Source organism: Nitrospirillum goiasense, assembly GCF_034427435.1.
GTDB lineage: Bacteria > Pseudomonadota > Alphaproteobacteria > Azospirillales > Azospirillaceae > Nitrospirillum.
In genome coordinates, this window is record NZ_JAXQNP010000004.1 from 662164 (window position 1) to 681303 (window position 19140).

Genomic DNA, 19140 nt, shown 5'->3' on the forward strand with positions numbered 1-19140 from the left:
CTGTCGTTCCCCGCTGAACATCGACACGGGGCCACCGGATGTCACCAAAGCCGACGGACCAGAATTTATACTGAAACCATACCTCTCAATGACTTTTCGAAAACGACAATTCTGAAGCCGCGACATACCAAGGAACGCGTGATGAGCTTTGCCGGCACCCCCGCCTCCTCCCCAACACAGGAAGACAAAGCCCGCTTATGGTCCATCCTTGTCCATTTTCTTTACTTGATGGGCGCGTTTCCGCTGGGCTTGATCATGGCCTACATCAAGCGGCCTGACTTCGCCGGCACCATTTACGAAGGCCACATGACCTTCGCCATCCGCACTTTCTGGATTTGCGTCATGTTCGGCATCGGCGCCCTGGCCTTGCGGGGCGTGGGCATGGAATTCATTATCCTGTTCATCGGCAGCATCTGGGCCATCGTGCGTGTCGTGGTGGGACTGGTCCGGGCCATTGACGCCAAGCCGATCCAGAAGCCCCGGGGCTGGACCATCTGAACAGCTCGGCTGGCCCTTGCCCCCTCTCCATCCGGACATGGCCGTTATCGCCGGTGCTGGCGGCGCATCTATTTCGAACGGTGATGCCTCAGGAACGCGATGGTATAGTCCCCCCACCATTTTTCCGGTCAAACCGCCAGGATCGCTGCGTCGGATGCCGAACACACCGTCGCGCGGGGCATTGGGGGCATGTCTATGCGGGTGGTCTTCCCCGGTTTGTGCTTCAGCACCGATGATCCTGGCGTCGCCATCGGCCATGATCCCTGGCTGATCCTTCTGTCCTACCTGACCGCCGTCTTCGCCTCCTTCGTGGCCCTGAACATGACGGAACGCATGATGGGCGCCGCCGGCCGCTCGCGCCTGGCCTGGCATCTGGGGGCGGCTTGCGCCTTGGGCGGCGGGATCTGGTCCATGCATTTCATCGGGATGCTGGCCCTGCGGGTGGCGGTGCCCGTGGCCTGGGAACTGCGGCTGACGCTGGCGTCGCTGGTGACCGCCATCCTTTTCGTCGCCCTGGGCATGGAGGCGGTGCGTCACGGCCGCACCAGCGTCAGCCGGTTCATCCTGGCCGGCGCGGGCGTGGGGCTGGGGATCGCGGCCATGCACTACACGGGCATGGCCGCGATGGAGGTGCCGGGCCAGGTGGCGTACCGCCCCGGTCTTTTCGCCCTCTCCATCCTGATCGCCATGGGGGCCGCCACCGTGGCCCTGTTGCTGTCGGTCAGCTTGAGGCAGGGCTGGCACCGCGCGCTGGCCGCCATCGTCATGGGCCTCGCCATCTGCGGCACCCACTACACCGGCATGGCGGCCACGGTGTTGACCCTGGACCCGCTGGCACCCGCGCCCACCGATGTGGCTCGCGGGCCGTTGGCCATCATCGTGGCCGGCGCCACCTACGGCCTGCTCATGCTGGCATTGGTAACAGCCCTGGCCGACCGACGCCTGAACGCCGCGACCGAACGCGAAGCGGAGCGGTTGAAACTCGTGAACCGCGCCCTTGAGGCGGAGGTGACGGAGCGTCGCCGGGCTGAAGAGGAACTGTTGCGGGCGCGCGAGGGGCTGGAGGAGGCGGTGGCGGAACGCACCCGCGACCTGGCGGCGGCCCGCGTGCGGGCGGAAGCCGCCAACCAAGCCAAATCCGAATTCCTGGCCAGCATGAGCCATGAATTGCGCACCCCTTTGAACGCCGTCTTGGGCTTCGCCCAGCTGATGGATTACAACAAGGTGCAGGAGCCAATGACGCCCAAGCAGCAACGGGGCGTCCAGCAGATCCTCAAGAACGGCAACCACCTCCTGCGCCTGATCGACGACGTGCTGGATCTGGCGCGCATCGACGCGGGCCAGTTGACCCTGTCGCTGGAACCGGTCAACCCCAGGCAGGTGGTGGATGATGTGCTGACGGCCTTGCAGCCGGTGGCGGAAAAGGCACGGGTGGCCGTCATCACCGCCTTGCCCGACGCGTCGCCGCCCGTCCTGGCTGATCGTACCCGCCTGGTCCAGGTGATCAGCAACCTGATATCCAACGCCATCAAGTACAACCGCCCCGGCGGCACCGTGCGCATCACCCTGGACGCGGCGGCGGCACCCGACCGTGTGGCGTTGAGCGTGGGGGATACCGGCAACGGCATCGCGACCGACAGGCTGGGCGACCTGTTCCAGCCCTTCAACCGTTTGGGCCAGGAGTACGGCGACATTCCCGGCACTGGCATCGGCTTGACCATCACGCGTCGGCTGCTGGACGCCATGAACGGCACCATCGAGGTGGCCAGCGTGCCGGGCGAAGGCAGCACCTTCACCCTCACCCTGCCGGCCGCCTTGGACATGACGGCCGAACCGGCCCTCCCCGGCGCCGACGGCATTCCCCTGCCCCACGCCGGGAAACGCACCATCGTCTATGTCGAGGACAACCCATCCAACATCGAACTGATGCGCGACCTGATGGAGACCGTGCCCGGGACCAAGCTGCTGGTCGCGGCGGATCCGGTGACGGGCCTGGACCTGGCTCTCGCCCATAGGCCCGATGTCATCGTGCTGGACATCAACCTGCCGGGCATGAGCGGCTTTGACGTGCTGGCCCGCCTTCGCGATCACGAGGAGACGCGGGCCATCCCCGTCCTGGCGCTGAGCGCCAACGCCCTGCCGCGCGAAATAGAGAAAGGTCTGCGGGCGGGGTTCCGGCGCTATCTGACCAAGCCTCTGAACGTGCAGGAGTTCATGGAGGCCCTGGCCGACGCGATGGTCCCCGCCGACGTCGCTTGACGTGGGCGGCCGGGACAAGGCGCTGCGGATCGCTCACGGATCCTGCGACGGCCCATGGTCCAGCACGTCGGCGCGCGACAGTCGGCTGGCGTGGCCGGGAACGTCCACCCACGGACCGATCAGGTCGCCCATCATGAAGGCGCAGCCCGCTTCCTCTGCCATCCGTTCCATTTCCGGCGTGTCGATGCCGTCGACCATCAGGTGCAGGCCCCGGCGCCGGGCTTCGGCCGCCGCCAAGTGCAGGTCGGGGATCAGACGCCCACGGGGCACCGCCGCCCCTAGGGATACGGCGACGCCCTTGACGCCGCCGGAGGCAAAGGTGGCATAGGCCTGGGGCGCCAAGTCGGCGCTGACGGTCACGCCGCGCCCCAAAGGCCGCAAGGCGCTGACCAGTTCCGTCAGCCGGCCCAGCGGAACACCATCGGGCACACCCATCAATTGATAGGTGATGAAGGGCAGCAAATGGGCGGGGATGTGGCCGGCGAGATCGAGATAAGCGCGGCGCCGGATCGTTCCCGCCAGCGTTTCGAAATGCACCGGCAAGGCCAGGTAATAGCGGAACCGGTTATCATACAGCTCCAGATACGCGTCGACGGCCTGGCGCAGCGTTTCACGATCCAGGTCCAGGATCTCTTGCAGGCCATTGGCGGTGCCGGCGGATACGACACCGCCGGCGGCATCCGTCAGGGTCTCATAGCCATACACGTATTGCCGCCCCCCGATCCGCTGGCGGCGGGGGCTGGCGACATAGAGGCTTAGCGCCTGGCCGCGCACATCCCAGACCGGGCGGTAAGCGAACTCCAGCGGCCCCAGCACGGGGCGCAGATGCAGCCACGGGTCGTCGTCGCCCGGGGGCGGCGGGGCGGCCCCCCGACCAAGCTCCACCAGAGCCGCCGCCGCCTGTGACAGGGGCGTCTGCGCGGAAGAATGCGCGGACGACACGGGTGGGGCCGAAGGCGGGCCCGACACATCGTGAGCCGAAGCATCCTGGCCTGCGGACGGCATCACAGGCGAGGAGACCGGGGTCGCCCCGTCAGGATGCGCGGCGGGGCTTCCCGCCATCGGACCGTCCATGGAGGCCTCCGGCGGCGAAGGCCCCGCGCGGGCCGCCAAGTCGGCCAACAGATCGGCCAGCCGCTCGGGTTTGAGGATCAAATTGCCCGAGGCTTCCCGCGCGGCCGTGCGCACCACGATGCTGGACAAATCGGGCTCCCCCAGCAGCATGCGCTGCAGCTCCTGCACCACCTTGGCGCAGACCAGGCTGGCCTGGAGGGCGTTCAGGCGGGCGAAGACGATGACGTAGGTCTCGCTGCCATACCCGTAATAAACATCTCCCGCCCCCAGGGTCTGGCGCAGCAGCCGCTCGACCATGGCATGAACGCGGGGCTGGACGGCCCCCCACCGGGGCCCCAGCCTCTCCTTCAGGCTGTCAAGCCCGACGAACTGGACGCATCCCGCCGCGGCGGATGAGCGCGGCCCCAGAACCGCCTTCAGGCGCTGGCGGAACATGGTCTCATCCGGATTGCGTCGGGCGCCACGCCGGTTACCGGAACCATCGAGAGCCTTGGGTTCACGCCCAGCAGCGGCGGGCTCCGGCTCTTCGGAAAACCAGTCGATGATGCGGCGCAACAATCCGGACATGGGTCGCCTCAACGCTCTTTCGATCCGATTACCATCCTAGAGGGCGCATGGTTAAAAAAAACCTAAAGATGAATCGAAATCGGAGCGTCGCTCTGTAAACGGCATGTGAATTACCAATCGTCGCGGATGATCCCCGTGCCGGCCGATGAGATGGCGTCGTGGAAATGAAGAAGGCCGGCCCCAGCGGGACCGGCCTTCCTTTTTCATAACCTCATCCTGATACCGAATACGGTATCGAAATCAGGTGAATTCCTGGAAGAAGTCGTTGCCCTTGTCATCGATCACGATGAAGGCGGGGAAGTCTTCAACCTCAATGCGCCAGATGGCTTCCATGCCCAAATCTTCGAAGGCGATGCATTCAACCTTCTTGATGCAATCCTGGGCCAGACGGGCCGCGGCGCCGCCAATGGAACCCAGATAGAAGCCGCCGTGCTTCTTGCAGGCCTCACGCACCGCCGGGCTGCGATTGCCCTTGGCCAGCATGACGAAGGAGCCACCAGCCGCCTGGAACTGGTCGACGAAGCTGTCCATGCGGCCGGCCGTGGTGGGCCCGAAGGAACCGGAGGCATAGCCCGTCGGCGTCTTGGCCGGGCCGGCGTAATAGATGGGATGGTTCTTGAAGTAGTCCGGCAAGGGCTGCCCCGCCTCCAGCGCGGCACGCAGGCGGGCGTGGGCGCTGTCGCGGGCGACGATCAGGGGGCCGGTCAGCGAGACGCGGGTGCGGATCGGGTAACCGGACAGCGTCTCGCGGATCTCTGACATCGGCCGGGTCAGGTCGATCTTGACCACCTCGCCCGCCAACTGGCTGTCATCGATCTCTGGCAGGAAGCGGGCGGGATCGTGCTCCAGCTCTTCCAGGAAGATGCCGTCGCGGGTGATCTTGGCCAGCGCCTGGCGGTCGGCGGAGCAGGACACGCCGATGCCGATGGGCAGCGAGGCGCCGTGGCGCGGCAGTCGGATGACGCGCACGTCATGGCAGAAGTATTTGCCGCCGAACTGGGCGCCGATGCCCATGGTCTGGCTCAGCTTGTGGACGGCGGCCTCCATCTCCAGGTCGCGGAAGGCGTGGCCGCTTTCCGAGCCCTGGGTGGGCAGGCCATCGTAGTAGCGGGCGGAGGCCAGCTTCACCGTCTTCAGGTTCATCTCGGCGCTGGTGCCGCCGATGACGATGGCCAAGTGATAGGGGGGGCAGGCCGAGGTGCCCAGCGACTTGATCTTCTCTTCCAGGAAGGGCAGCAGCCGGTCGGGCGCCAGCACCGAGGGCGTGGCCTGGAACAGGAAGGTCTTGTTGGCCGAGCCGCCGCCCTTGGCCATGAACAGGAACTTATAGGCGTCCTCGCCCTCGGCATAGATGTCGATCTGGGCGGGCAGGTTGGTGCGGGTGTTCTTTTCCTCATACATGGACAGGGGCGCCACCTGGCTGTAGCGCAGGTTGCGCTTGGCGTAGGCGTCCAGCACGCCGCTGCCCAGCGCGGTCTCGTCGCCGCCCTTGGTCCAGACGCGGCGGCCCTTCTTGCCCATGACGATGGCGGTGCCGGTGTCCTGGCACATGGGCAGGATGCCGGAGGCGGCGATGGAGGCGTTCTTCAGCAGGTCCAGCGCCACGAAGCGATCGTTGGGCGAGGCCTCCGCATCATCCAGGATGGCGCGCAACTGGGCCAGGTGGCCGGGGCGCAGCAGGTGATTGATGTCGATGAAGGCCTGCTCGGCCAACAGGCGCAGCCCCTCGGGCTCAACCTTCAGAACCTCTTCCCCATCGAAGGTCGTGGTCGACACGTAGTCGCTGGTCAGCTTGCGGTAGCTGGTGGCGTCCTTGGCCACGGGAAACAGCGTGAACTCCCGGCTTTCACCGCCGACGTCTGGCATTGGGGGCACTCCCGACTATTGGGCCCAATTGATCTGGCCCGACTGGCCTGGCCACGGGCGGCTCCCGCGGCCGGCCGGGACCTTACGCCACCCACCCCGCCCTGTCATCTGCGCCGCGCGCGCACCATCCAACTCCAGATTCGCCCTGCCTCCAGCCGGACAGCAACCTAAAGACGCAAAATATGCGTTTTGGTTCTCGGTTATGGGCGTTTCCGGGACCGTCCTTATCGGCCCAAGCCAACGCATCAGGATAGGTTGATCAGAAAAACGCCAATTCCGCCACCGTGCGCACGCTGTCACCCGAAAGGCGAAGACGTTAAGAAACGATAAAATGTGACGGCGACTACCCCGTTATTTTTGCGGTGTTACCGATTCCTAGATACAAGAATCGAGAGATAGTCATATTGAACACACCAGAATGGCGCACAGCATACGTTAAATGTGATAAGTGGTGACAGCAGATAATGGTTAAAAAGCGTTAACCAAATACTTTTTGCACCCACCACGATAGTTGAAGTCCCGGAAGATACAATTGACAGGTATTGGCCATCTATCTCAGAAGACGGTAGCGATCCTGCCTCCTTTGGGCAGGTCCGGGCCTGGGCGGGGAAGCCTTGGTTTCGGAAAAATCGACGGTTGGGCTGACTGAAAAAATGCGGATTTGGGCGTAGGGGCGGTCTCCCCTAGAGGCATCCCAAAGGCCGCTTTCTTCGTCTCCCCGCCGGGCGATGCGCAAACCAGTGGTTGGGAGTCAGGTGGCATGGCGACGCAGACGAATACACGCGCCCGGAACAATAAGAAGACTCAGCAGGCCTTCCTGCTGGGCGCGTCGGCGCTGGCGATCGGCGTGGGCCTCGCGGCCCCGCGCCCGGCATCGGCCGCCAGCTGCGGCAGCTTCCAAACCACGTCCACGATCAGTTCGGTCGCCAACTGCACCACCTTTATTTGGACCGGCACGGTCGGCACCATCATCAACAACGGCACCTTGGTGGGGGCTTCGACCTCGTCCAGCGCCGCGCTCAACACCGGCCTCAGCATCACCGGCGGCAAGACGCTGACCAGCCTCATCAATAACAACATCATCGGCGGCACCGGCAACGCGGGCGGGTTCGCGGGCGTCATCATCACCGGCACGCCCACCTTCACCACCACCGCCGGCACCATCAGTTACGGCATCAGCGCCTATACCACCGTCGGCACCATCAACAACGCCGCCACCGGCACCATCCTGTCGAACGGCTTCGGCGGCGCGCTCAAGATCCAGAATGGCGTGAAGATCGGCGGCTTCACCAACGACGGCACCATCCTGGCCAATGGCAACAGCGCCATAAACCTGACGGGCGGCAGCATCGGGACGCTGACCAACACCGGGTATATCTACAGCTCGGTCGGCGGCGCCGTCGACGTCGACGTCATCGTCACCATCAGCACCATCGGCACCCTGATCAACACGGGCATCCTGCGGGGCAACTCGGGGGGCACCGGCGCGCTGAACGTGTTCGGCGTCGTGGGATCGGTCAGCAATGCCGGCACCATCCTGAACGATTCCGGCCCGGGTGTTGAGGTGCGCAACTACGGCGGCTACGGCCCCACCGCCACCTTCCACAGCCACGTCGGCCAGGACGGTACCATCTCCGCCCTGACCAACAGTGGCATGATCACCGGAACCGCCGGTGTGGCCATTGGCGCTGGCGGCTCCATCGTCAGTCTGGTCAACACCAGCACCGGCACCATCCGGGGCACCTCCACCATCGTCGCCGGCAGCACCAACGCCGGCGCCATCAACATCAGCGCCACCACCGCCAACCCCTCGGTCACCCATAACGGTTATCTCGGCACCCTCAACAACGCCGGCCTCATCGCGGGCGGCATCTACAGCGCCGGCGCCATCGGCACCATCATCAACACCGGCACCATCCAGGGCAACGTCACCATCAACAGCCTGGTGACCCTGGTGGGCGGTACCGGCGGTACCATCGGCACGTACGGCCCCAGTGGCACGGTCGCCACCACCCTGCAGGGCACCGCCGGCATTTCCATCGCCGGGGGCTCCCTCTTCATCAATGACGCCATCCGCGTCGGCAGCAACACGCTGAGCAACGTGGGCGGCGACCTGACCATCGCCGCCGGCAAGATCCTGACCGGCAACTACTACCAGACCCTGGCCAGCAGCACGCTGACCACCAGCGGCCTGACGGTGACGGGGCGCATGACGCTGGCCCGCGGCACCATCGTCCCCTCCTTCAGCAGCACCGGCAACTACATCGTCGGCACCGCCGGCGCCATCCTGTACGCCAGCGGCATCGTCAACCAGTCGGCCGCCTTCGCCGCGATTCAGAAGCCGACGGGCGCGAATTTCAGCAACATCACCTCCGGTGGCACCACGCTGATCTATGCCAACCCGCTCAGCGACTACATCGGCGGCGCCATGGCCACGCTGAACGTGGCGGCGGGCGGCACGCTGAACGGCGCCGGCACCATCAGCGGCACCTTGGTGCCGACGGCGCTCTATATCTCCAGCACCGGCAGCCTGGGCACCCTCAGCAACAGCGGCGTCATTCGCGGCAACATCATCAACAACAGCGCCGTCGACCTCAGCATCAAGGGCGGCACGCTGACCACCATCGGCACCCTGGCCGGCTATGGCGGCTCGACCGGCACTATCACCAACACGCTCAGCAACGTTGTGCTGACCAGTGGCAACCTGCTGCTGAACGATGCCGTCAACGTCGGCGCCAACACCCTGTCCAACCTGGGTTCCAGCCTGACCATCACCTCGGGCGGCACCATCAGCGTCACCGGCAACTACGCCCAGACCGGCGGTACCCTGGTGCTGAACAACAGCCGCCTGGCGGTCAGTGGCGGGGCCAGCATCACCGGCGGCACCATCCTCGCCAGCGTCAACGCCACCCAGAACTATGTTGTCGGTGACACCGCCACCAGCGGCACCATCACCCTGATCTCGGCCGGCGCGGCCTCCGCCTACACCGCGGTCTTCCGCGGCACCTCCCCCGGGATCAACCTGGGCACCATCGCCAGCGGCAACGACCTGGTGGCGGCGGTCAGGAACGACTACATCGCCGGCAGCTACGGCACCATCACCAACACCGGCACGCTGTCCTCCACCACCGCGCTATACATCGCCGCGACCGGCACGCTGGGTGCGCTGTCCAACAGCGGCACCATCCAGGGCAGCATCATCAATAACAGCGCCCGGGATCTAATCATCCAGGGCGGCAGCGGCGCCAGCTATGGCACCCTCACCGGCGCCGGCGGCTCCATCGGCGTGCTGGGCAACACGCTCTCCAACGTCACGCTAACCGGCAACGTCCTGCTGAACGACGCCGTGACCCTCGGCGCCAACACCCTGGTCAACGCCGGCGGCAACCTGCGCCTCGACAGCATCATCAATGTCACCGGCAACTACAGCCAGACCGGCGGCACCCTGCTGGAGCGCTCCGCCATCGGCGGCGGCCAGCTGATTGTCAGCGGCGCGGCCGTGGTCAGCGGCGCCACCTATTCCGTGGTCGGCGCGACCAGCGCCTACCATTACCTTCAGGGCGCCGCCGGGGCCACGCCCATCATTTCCGGTGGTGTCGGCTCCAGCTACACCAGCATCACCTACGACAGCGGCATCACCGGCCTGACCCTGGGCGGCTATACCCAGGGCACCAGCCTGTGGGGCACCATCCTCAACGACTATGTCGGCGACAGCCTGGCCTCCATCGCCGTCGCCAGCGGCACGGTCCTGTCGGCCCAGTCGGGCGTCCAGACCCTGATCTACATCAGCGGCGCCGGCACTCTGGGCACCCTGTCCAACAGCGGCACCATCCAGGGCAACATCGCCAACAACGGCAGCGCCGACCTGAACATCCGGGGCGGCAGCGGCACCACCATCGGCACGCTCACCGGCAGTGGCGGCACCGTCGGCACCATCACCAACACCAACAGCAACGTGGTGCTGAGCGGCGGTAACCTGCTGCTCAACGACAACGTCAATGCCGGCAGCCACCTGCTGTACAACACCGGCGCCAACCTGATCCTGGCCAACGCCCAGACGGTGACGGGCGGCTACCTGCAGAACAACGCCAACGGCACGCTGACGTTGAACGCGGGCGCCAAGCTGGTGGTCACCGGCGGCGCCACCATCAGTGACGGCTATATCGTCACCAGCAGCTTCGACGCGCTGGCCAACCATACCATCGGCGACTCCCTGAATCTGGTCGAAGGCGGCGCCGGCTCCAGTTACGCCACGGTCAACAGCGGCAGCGTCTCGCTGGTCCGTTCGGGCGTGTCCGGTCTCGCGGTGGGTGCCGTCGTGTCCGGCAACACCCTGTCGGCGGCCGTGCAGAACGACTATTTCGGCACGACCACGGCGGCCTTCACCAACACCGGCACCGTCGTGCTGAGCAGCATCAGCGCCGCCTCCGCAGCCCTGGTGGTGGCCAGCACCGGCTCCATCGGCCACCTGACCAACACCGGCACCCTGAACGCCGAGGCGGTGAACGGCTTTGGCGTCTATCTCCTGACCAGCGGCACCCTGGCGGCCACCATCGGCACGCTGAGCAACAGCGGCCTGATCGCCGGCCGCAACGGCATCGCCAACTTCGGCGGCGTCATCGGCACCATCGACAACAGCGGCCAGATTCTGGACAGCCTGCCCAACTCGGGCATCTACAACGGCAACACCATCGGCCTGGTGAACAACCAGGCCGGCGGCACCATCGCCGGCGCCTACGGCATCGCCAACAACGGCACCCTGGGCGCCATCGCCAACGCCGGCCTGATCCAGGGTTCCGTCAGTAGCGGGTCGACGACCGCCGCGGGCGTCGCCAACTTCGGCACCCTGGGCAGCCTCAGCAACAGCGGCACCATCCAGGGGACCTCCACGCACGCCGCGTTTGGTGTTCAGAGCAGCGGCACCTTGAACGCGCTGGTCAACACCGCGGGCGGCACCATCACCGCCACCGGCGCCATCACCAGTGGCACCAGCAACGTCATCGCCGGCGTGCGGAACGGCGGCAGCATCGGCACGCTGGCCAACAGCGGCCTGATCACCGTCTCCGGCGCCAACACCGTCACGGGCTTCAACGTGGTGGCCGGCATCGCCAACATGGCCAGCGTCATCGATACCTTGTCCAACGCTGGGACCATCGCCGCCTCGGGCACGGTGTCCGACCTCACCCTTTCCCGCCAGGCGGGTCTGTTCAATGCCGCCACCATCGGCACTCTCTCCAACAGCGTCGGCGGCCTGATCAGCGGCCAGGTCTATGGCCTGGACAACTTCGCCGGCGGCACCATCACCCAGTTGCTGAACGCCGGCACCATCACCGCCAGCGTCCACACCGCCCTTTTCAACGAGGGTGTGATCGGCACCCTGAGCAACAGCGGAACAATCCAGGGCCAGACCGCGCTGCGCCTGGGCAGCGGCGGCACCATCGGCACCTTCACCAACAGCGGCACCATCGCCGGCTCCATCCTCAACGGCGCCTCCAACGCCCTCACCATCGGCGGTGGCGCTGGCACGGTGGTGGGCGTGCTGACGGGTGCGGGGGGCGGTTTGGGCAGCATCGACAAGGGCCGGATCACCAGCACCGGTGCCAACCTGGTGTTCAGCAGCGGCAATCTGCTGCTGAACGATGACATCACCGCCACCGGCCAGACGGTGGCCAATAGCGGCGCCTCCCTGCGGCTGGCCAACAGCGTCAGCATCACCGGCAACTACACGCAAGGCGCCAGCGGCACCCTGCTGCTGGGCAGCGGCGCCATCCTGACGGTCAGTGGCGCCGCCGCCATCACCGTGGGCACGGTCACGTCCAGCGGCTTCAACGCCAGCGGCAACTACTTGGCCGGCGGCAGCAACGTCACGCTGGTGGCGGGCGGCGTCGGCTCGTCCTATAACACCACCGTCGTCGCGGGCGGCGGGATCACCGGCCTGGGCCTGACCGGCAGCGTGTCGGGCAACAACCTTCTGGCGGTCGTCGGCAACGATTATGTCGGTGGCAGCCTGGGCAGCATCAACAACACCGGCTCCCTGTCCTACAACGGTGCCCAGACCGGCGCGGTCTACGTGGCCGGCACCGGCAGCCTGGGAACCCTGCTCAACAGCGGCACCATCGCCGGGTCCATCGCGGTGGAGGTGGCGGCCGGCGGCACGCTGGGCCAGGTGGCGAACAGCGGCCTGATCAGCGGCAACCTGGTGAACCTGTCGACCAACGTGCTCACCCTGGCGGGCGGCACGGTCACGGGCACCTATTCCGGCGGCACCATTGTCAGCACCCTGGCCAACGTCGCGCTGGCCTCGGGCAGCCTAGCCTTGAACGACGCGGTCAATGTCGGTAGCGGCACATTGGTCAACAGCGGTGCATCGGTCCTGCTGAACACCGTCTTGGGCGTGACCGGCAATTACAGCCAGACCGCAGGCACCCTGACGCTCAACGGCACCGGTCAACTGGCGGTCAGCGGCGCCGCATCCCTGACCGGTGGCACCGTTGTCACCACCAACTTCGTCAGCACGGGCAATTACCTGGCCTCTGGCTCGGGCACCACGCTGGTGACGGGCGGCGTCGGGTCGAACTATATCGGCGTCAGCATCTCCAGCGGCGCCATCTTCGGCCTGGCCGTAGGCGGCACCACCAGCGGCACCAACCTGGTGGCCGTGGCGCAGAACGATTACATCGGCGGCAGCCTGGCCAGCCTGGGCAACACCGGCAGCATCGGCGGCGTGCTCTACGCGGCCTACGTCACCTTCAATGGCACCGTGGGTACGCTGAACAACAGCGGCACCCTGGCCGGCGTGGGGGTCAGCACCACAGCGGCGGGCGTGCGCAACGCCGGCAGCATCGGCACGCTGTCCAACAGCGGCGTCATCCGTGTCAGCGGCGCGCATTTCAGCGACGCCCTGTACAACACCGGCACCATCGGCACGCTGCTGAACGCCGGCGGCACCATCGCCGCCACCGTCAGCGGCGCCGGGGTGGAGAACACCGGGCTGATCGGCACCCTGGGCAACAGCGGCACCATCATCGCCGCCAGCTATGGCCTGGAGAACATCGGCACCATCGCCACGCTGAACAACAGCGGCGTGCTCAGCGGCAACACCGCCATCAACAACGCCGGCACCATCGGCACCCTGGTCAACAGCGGCCGCATCGGCAGCAACCTCGGCCTCTACCAGCACGGCGCCGTCATCAGCACCGTGGTGAACAGTGGCGTGCTGGGCGGTAACGGCGGCGTCTTCGCCAGTTCCAACATCGACACCTTCATCAACAGCGGAACGCTGCTGGGCACCCTCAACGGCACCGGCGCCCTGATGCTGTCGGGCACGGCCACCATCGGCACGCTGGTCAACAGCGGCGTCATCAACGGCACCATCACCAACAACGGCGGCGGCGACCTCACCATCGGCGGCGGCAGCGGCGGCACGGTGGGCACGCTGACCGGCGGCCTGATCAGCAGCACGTCGCACAATGTGGTGTTCAGCGGCGGCGCCCTGGCGCTGGGCGATGCCATCGACGTCGGCACCAACATGGTGTCCAACACCGGCGGCACGCTGGCCTTGGCCAGCGCGATCAGCATCACCGGCAACTACAGCCAGTCGGCCGGCACGCTGGTGATCAACCCGGGTATTGGGCAACTGGTGGTCAGCGGGGTCGCCAGCATCAGCGGCGGCAAAGTGAGCGCCAGCCTGTCCAGCACGGGCAACTATCTGGCGGGCAGCAACTATACCCTGGTGCAGGGCGGTGCCGGCTCCAATTACACCGGTGCGGCACTCACCGTCACGGGCGGGTTGGCCGGCCTCAGCGCCGGCACGTCCATCGCCACCATCGGCGGCAACGTCGACCTGCTGCTGGCCTTCAACAACGACTATGTCGGCGGCACGCTGACCACGCTCAGCAACACCGGCACCATCAGCGCCAATACCGGCATCCATGTCACCAGCGGCGGCTCGGTCGGTGTCGCCACCAACAGCGGCCTGCTGAACGGCCGGTACGCCTTCATCAACCAAGGCAGCGTGGGCACCCTGGTCAACACCGGCGTGATCGCCGCAGGCAGCACCGGGGTCCAGGGCCAGGGCAACTATGGCACGGTCGTCAACAGCGGCACCATCAGCGGCGTCAGCGTGGCCGTGGCCTTTGGCGGGTCCGTCGGCACCCTGGCCAACAGCGGCCTGATCAACGGCCCCCAGGCGCTGTACATCGGCAGCATCCTCGGCACGCTGGTGAACACCGGCACCATCGCCGGCACCATCAACAACGCCGGCGGCGTCCCCCTGACCATCATCGGCGGGACGGGCGGCACGGTCGGCACCCTGACCGGCCAATCGGGCGGGGTCGGCGCCCTGGCCAGCAACGCCAACGTGGTGCTGGCGTCGGGCAGCCTGCTGCTGAACGACCAGGTCGTCGTGGGTGGCAATACCCTGTCCAACACGGGCGCCTCGGTGCGCCTGGGCACGCTGATCAGCGTCACCGGCCAGTACAGCCAGACGGCCGGCACCCTGGATGTCGGAACGGGCCGCCTGGCGGTCAGCGGGTCGGCCAGCATCACCGGCGGCACGGTGGTGGCCACCCTGTCCGGCACCGCCAACTATCTGGCGGGGCAGATCAGCGCCACCACCCTGGTGGCGGGTGGCGTCGGCTCCAACTACACCGGCGCCAGCGTGGCGGCCGGTGGCGTGACCGGCCTGGCCGTGACCGGCACCACCAGCGGCACCAACCTGGTCGTCGCCGGGCTGAACGACTACATCGGCGCCACGCTGGGCACCCTCAACAACACCGGGACCATCAGCGCCAGCAACGCCGTCTACGTGGCGGCGACGGGCAGCCTGGGCAGCCTCACCAACAGCGGTACGCTGCAGGGCGCGACGGCGGCGTTGAACAACCTGGGCACCATCGGCTCCATCCTCAACGGTACCGTTGGCTCCCTGGGGGTCATGACGGGCGGCGTGGGCGTGGCCAACACGGGCGGCATCGGCACCCTGGTCAGCTACGGCATCGTCACCGGCACCACCGGGGCGGCCATCGACAACCAGGGGACCATCCTGGCGCTGGGCAACGCCGGCGCCATGACGGGCGCCACCAGCGGCGTGAACAACGCCGGGGCGGTCGGCCTGTTCGTCAACATCGGCCAGGTCTCCGGCAGCATCGGCATCGACAACAGCGGCGTCATGGGCACGGTGTTCGCCCAGGCCGGCACCATCACCGGCAGCGCCATCGGCATCCGCAACACGGGCACCATCGCCCTACTGGCCAACAGCGGCCTGCTGTCGGGGGCAACGGCCCTATACAACGGCGTCGGCGCCACCCTGGGCCTGCTGGCCAACAGCGGCACCATCAGCGGCAACATCGTCAACCTGTCGACGACCGACCTGGTCATCGGCGGCTCGGGCGGCACCCTGACGGGCGGCAGCATCACCAACACCGCCAGCAACGTCGTGTTCTCCGGCGGCAGCCAGGTGCTGGCCGACGCGATGAATGTCGGCAGCCACACGGTGGTCAACAGCGGCGCCACGCTGTCGCTGCTGAATGACCTGAGCATCACGGGCGCCTTCAGCCAGTCGACGGGCACGCTGGGCTTGGGCAGCAACCACCTGGTGGTCAGCGGTGTCGCCGCGATCACGGGCGGCGCCATCACCGCCAGCGTGGACGCCACGCAGAACTATGTGGTGGGTGGCAGCAACGGGGCCATCCTGGTGCAGGGTAGCGCGGGGTCCAGCTACACCGGGGTCAGCCTGACCTCCGGCGTCACCGGCCTGACCATCGCCGCGGGGACCCAGACCATCGGGTCCAACGTGGATCTGGTGGTGACGGCGGCCAACGACTACATCGGTGGCACCCTGGGTAGCCTGGGCAACAGCGGCACCATCAGCGGGGTGGTGACAGCGGCCTACATCGCCACCACCGGCTCCCTCGGCACCTTGGCCAACAGCGGCCTGCTGGACGGTGCCCGCTATGGCATCCGCAACCGGGGCACCGTTGGCCTGGTGGACAACAGCGGCACCGCCACGGGCCTGGTCGGTCTGTGGAACCAGGGCACCATCGGCACGGTCATCAATACCGGCCTGCTAAAGGACGCGCCCTCGGCCCAGGCCGCCGGCCTGAACAACGCCGGCAGCATCGGCGTCCTCACCAACATGGGCAGCATCAGCAGCGTCGCCTACGGCCTGTACAACAGCGGCACCATCGACAGCATTGGCAACAGCGGCGTCATCAGCGCCACCGATACCGTCACGGGCCGGGCCCTGCGCAACGCCATCGGTTCCACCATCAGCGCGATCAGCAATAGCGGCACCATCACTGGCGTCACCGCCCTGTACAACCAGGGCAGCATCGGCACCATCGCCAACAGCGGCGTCATCGCCGGCAATGTGGTGAACACCGGCGCCAACGCCCTGGTCTTCACCGGCGGCAGCGGCGCCACCATAGGCACGCTGACCGGCGCCACCGGCGTCGGCACCCTCAGCAGCACGCTGGCCAACGTGGTGCTGGCCGGCGGCAACCTGTGGCTGAACGACCAGGTGGACGTGGGCGGGACCAACACCCTGGTCAACAATGGCGGCTCCCTGCGGCTGACCACCGTCATCGGCGTCAACGGCACCTACAGCCAGTCGGCGGGCACCGTGCAGGTGGCGTACGGCAGCGCCCAATTGGCCGTCAGCGGGGCCGCGGTCCTGACCGGCGGCACCATCGCCGCCACGGGCGTACCGGGCACCATCAACATGCTGGCGGGCGTGGGCGGGACCGTGGCCCTGGTGACCGGCGGCGCCGGCTCCAGCTACACGGGCTTGAGCTACACCAGCGACGTGGCGGGGATGGAGGTCACGGGCAGCGTCGGCGGCAACAACCTCTATCTGGCCGGCATCAATGACTATGTCGGCGGCACCCTGGGCACGCTCAGCAACAGCGGCACCATCAATGCCAATAACGCCGTCTACGTGGCGGCGACAGGCAGCCTGGGCAGCCTCACCAACAGCGGCACCCTGCAGGGCGCCAACGCCGCGCTGAACAACTTGGGCTCCATCAACTCCATCCTCAACGGCACGTTGGGGGGACTGTGGGGACGCTGGGTGTCATGGTGGGTGCGGTGGGTGTGGCCAACAGCGGCAGCATCGGCACGCTGGTCAGCTACGGCACCATCACCGGCACCACCGGAGCGGCCGTGGACAACCAGAACGTCCTGTTCGCCTTGGGCAACGCCGGCACCATGACCGGCGCCACCAGCGGTGTGAACAACGCCGGTATGGTCGGCCTGTTCGTCAACATCGGCCAAGTCTCCGGCAGCATCGGCATCGACAATAGCGGCGTCATGGGCACGGTGTTCGCCCAGGCCGGCACCATCACCGGCAGCGCCATCGGCATCCGGAACACAGGCACCATCGCCCTGCTGGCCAACAGCGGCCTGCTGTCGGGGGCAACGGCCCTGTACAACGGTGTCGGCGCCACCCTGGGCGTCCTGGCCAACAGCGGCACCATCAGCGGCAACATCGTCAACCTGTCGGCGGCCAACCTGGTCATCGGCGGTGCCGGCGGCACCCTGACCGGCGGCACCATCACCAACACCGCCAGCAACGTCGTGTTCTCCGGCGGCAGCCAGGTGCTGGCCGACGCGATGAATGTCGGCAGCCACACGGTGGTCAACAGCGGCGCCACGCTGAACCTGGCCAACACCCTGGTCATCACCGGCAACTACAGCCAGGCCAGCGGCACGCTGGCCCTGGGCACCCTCTCGGCCTCGGTCAGCGGCGTCGCCAGCATCAGCGGCGGCGTGGTCAGCACCACCCTCGACACCCTGGGCAACTATGTCGTGGGCGCCTCCACTGGCGTCATCCTGGTGCAGGGTGGGGCGGGCTCCAACTACACCGGCGTCACCGTCGCCTCCGGCATCACCGGCCTGACCATCGGCACCGGCGTCACCACCATCGGGTCCACCGTCGACCTGGTGCTGGCGGCGGTGAACGACTATGTCGGCGGCAGCCTGGGTACCCTGAACAATACCGGCACCGTCGCCGGCGTGGTGACGGCGGCCTACATCGCCGCCAGCGGCAGCTTGGGCACCCTGGCCAACAGCGGCCTGCTGGACGGCGCCCAGTACGGCATCCGCAACCGCGGCACGGTGGGCCTGGTCAGCAACAGCGGCACGGCCACGGGCCTGATCGGCCTGTACAACCAAGGCACCATCGGCACGGTGGTCAACACCGGCCTGCTGAAGGACGCGCCCTCGGCCCAGGCCGCCGGCCTGAACAACGCCGGCAGCATCGGCGTCCTGACCAACCAGGGCAGCATCAGCAGCGTCGCCTACGGTCTGTTCAACAGCGGCAGCATCGGCAGCGTCGACAACAGCGGCGTCATCAGCGCCACTGACACCGTCACCGGCCGGGCCCTGCGCAACACCAGCGGCGCCACCATCGGGGCGGTCAGCAACAGCGGCACCATCGCCGGCGTCACCGCCCTGTACAACCAGGGCAGCATCGGCACCATCGCCAACAGCGGCGTCATCGCCGGCAACGTGGTCAACACCAGCGCCAACGCCCTGGTCTTCACTGGCGGCAACGGCACGGTGGTGGGCACCCTGACGGGCAGCAACGGCGCCATCGGCACCCTCACCAGCACCGGTGCCAACGTCACCCTGGCCAGCGGCACTCTGTTGCTGAACGACCAGGTCAACGTCGGCACGGGCACGCTGGTGAACAGCGGCGCCAACGTGCTGCTGACCAACGTCATCAGCGTGACGGGCAACTACAGCCAGTCGGCTGGCACCCTTGCCATGGGCATCGGCAGCGGCACGGCGGGTGAGCTGTTGGTCAGCGGCGACGCCGCCTTCACCGGCGGCACCGTGGCGGTCACGGCGCTGTCGGGCAGCAACCTCATCGCCGGCCAG

General features: G+C 67.1%; 5 protein-coding genes. 3 read left to right on the forward strand and 2 right to left on the reverse strand.

Annotated elements, in window-relative coordinates:
- Nucleotides 1-255: 255 nt before the first annotated feature.
- Both ULB03_RS24795 and ULB03_RS24800 read left to right on the forward strand, forming a co-directional pair.
- Nucleotides 256-498: a hypothetical protein gene (locus tag ULB03_RS24795; RefSeq protein ID WP_322485753.1), complete on the forward strand. Its 243-nt coding sequence runs from the start codon at nucleotides 256-258 to the stop codon at nucleotides 496-498.
- A 189-nt stretch (nucleotides 499-687) separates the two neighbouring features.
- Nucleotides 688-2757, forward strand: a complete 2070-nt coding sequence (locus ULB03_RS24800) for a hybrid sensor histidine kinase/response regulator (RefSeq protein ID WP_322485754.1) — start codon at nucleotides 688-690, stop codon at nucleotides 2755-2757.
- Between the two features lie 33 nt (nucleotides 2758-2790).
- Here the strand turns inward: ULB03_RS24800 and ULB03_RS24805 are convergent, their stop codons facing one another.
- Together ULB03_RS24805 and ULB03_RS24810 are read right to left on the reverse strand one after the other, a co-directional pair.
- The gene (locus tag ULB03_RS24805) at nucleotides 2791-4398 is read right to left on the reverse strand and encodes an EAL domain-containing protein (protein WP_322485755.1); all 1608 of its coding nucleotides are present in this window, start codon (nucleotides 4396-4398) and stop codon (nucleotides 2791-2793) included.
- A gap of 240 nt (nucleotides 4399-4638) precedes the next feature.
- Nucleotides 4639-6264 carry a fumarate hydratase gene (locus ULB03_RS24810; RefSeq protein WP_322485756.1) on the reverse strand — a complete coding sequence of 542 codons (1626 nt, stop codon included), beginning with the start codon at nucleotides 6262-6264 and terminating at the stop codon, nucleotides 4639-4641.
- A 760-nt stretch (nucleotides 6265-7024) separates the two neighbouring features.
- Here ULB03_RS24810 and ULB03_RS24815 point away from each other — a divergent pair.
- Complete coding sequence (locus ULB03_RS24815; RefSeq protein WP_322485757.1) at nucleotides 7025-17470, forward strand: hypothetical protein; 10446 nt, start codon at nucleotides 7025-7027, stop codon at nucleotides 17468-17470.
- The last annotated feature ends 1670 nt before the right edge of the window (nucleotides 17471-19140 follow it).

Bases quoted from the DNA above. Each gene is read 5' to 3' on its own strand.
- ULB03_RS24810 (WP_322485756.1), bottom strand. From the start codon at position 6,264: ATGCCAGACGTCGGCGGTGAAAGCCGGGAGTTCACGCTGTTTCCCGTG.
- ULB03_RS24795 (WP_322485753.1), top strand. From the start codon at position 256: ATGGCCTACATCAAGCGGCCTGACTTCGCCGGCACCATTTACGAAGGC.
- ULB03_RS24815 (WP_322485757.1), top strand. From the start codon at position 7,025: ATGGCGACGCAGACGAATACACGCGCCCGGAACAATAAGAAGACTCAG.
- ULB03_RS24800 (WP_322485754.1), top strand. From the start codon at position 688: ATGTCTATGCGGGTGGTCTTCCCCGGTTTGTGCTTCAGCACCGATGAT.
- ULB03_RS24805 (WP_322485755.1), bottom strand. From the start codon at position 4,398: ATGTCCGGATTGTTGCGCCGCATCATCGACTGGTTTTCCGAAGAGCCG.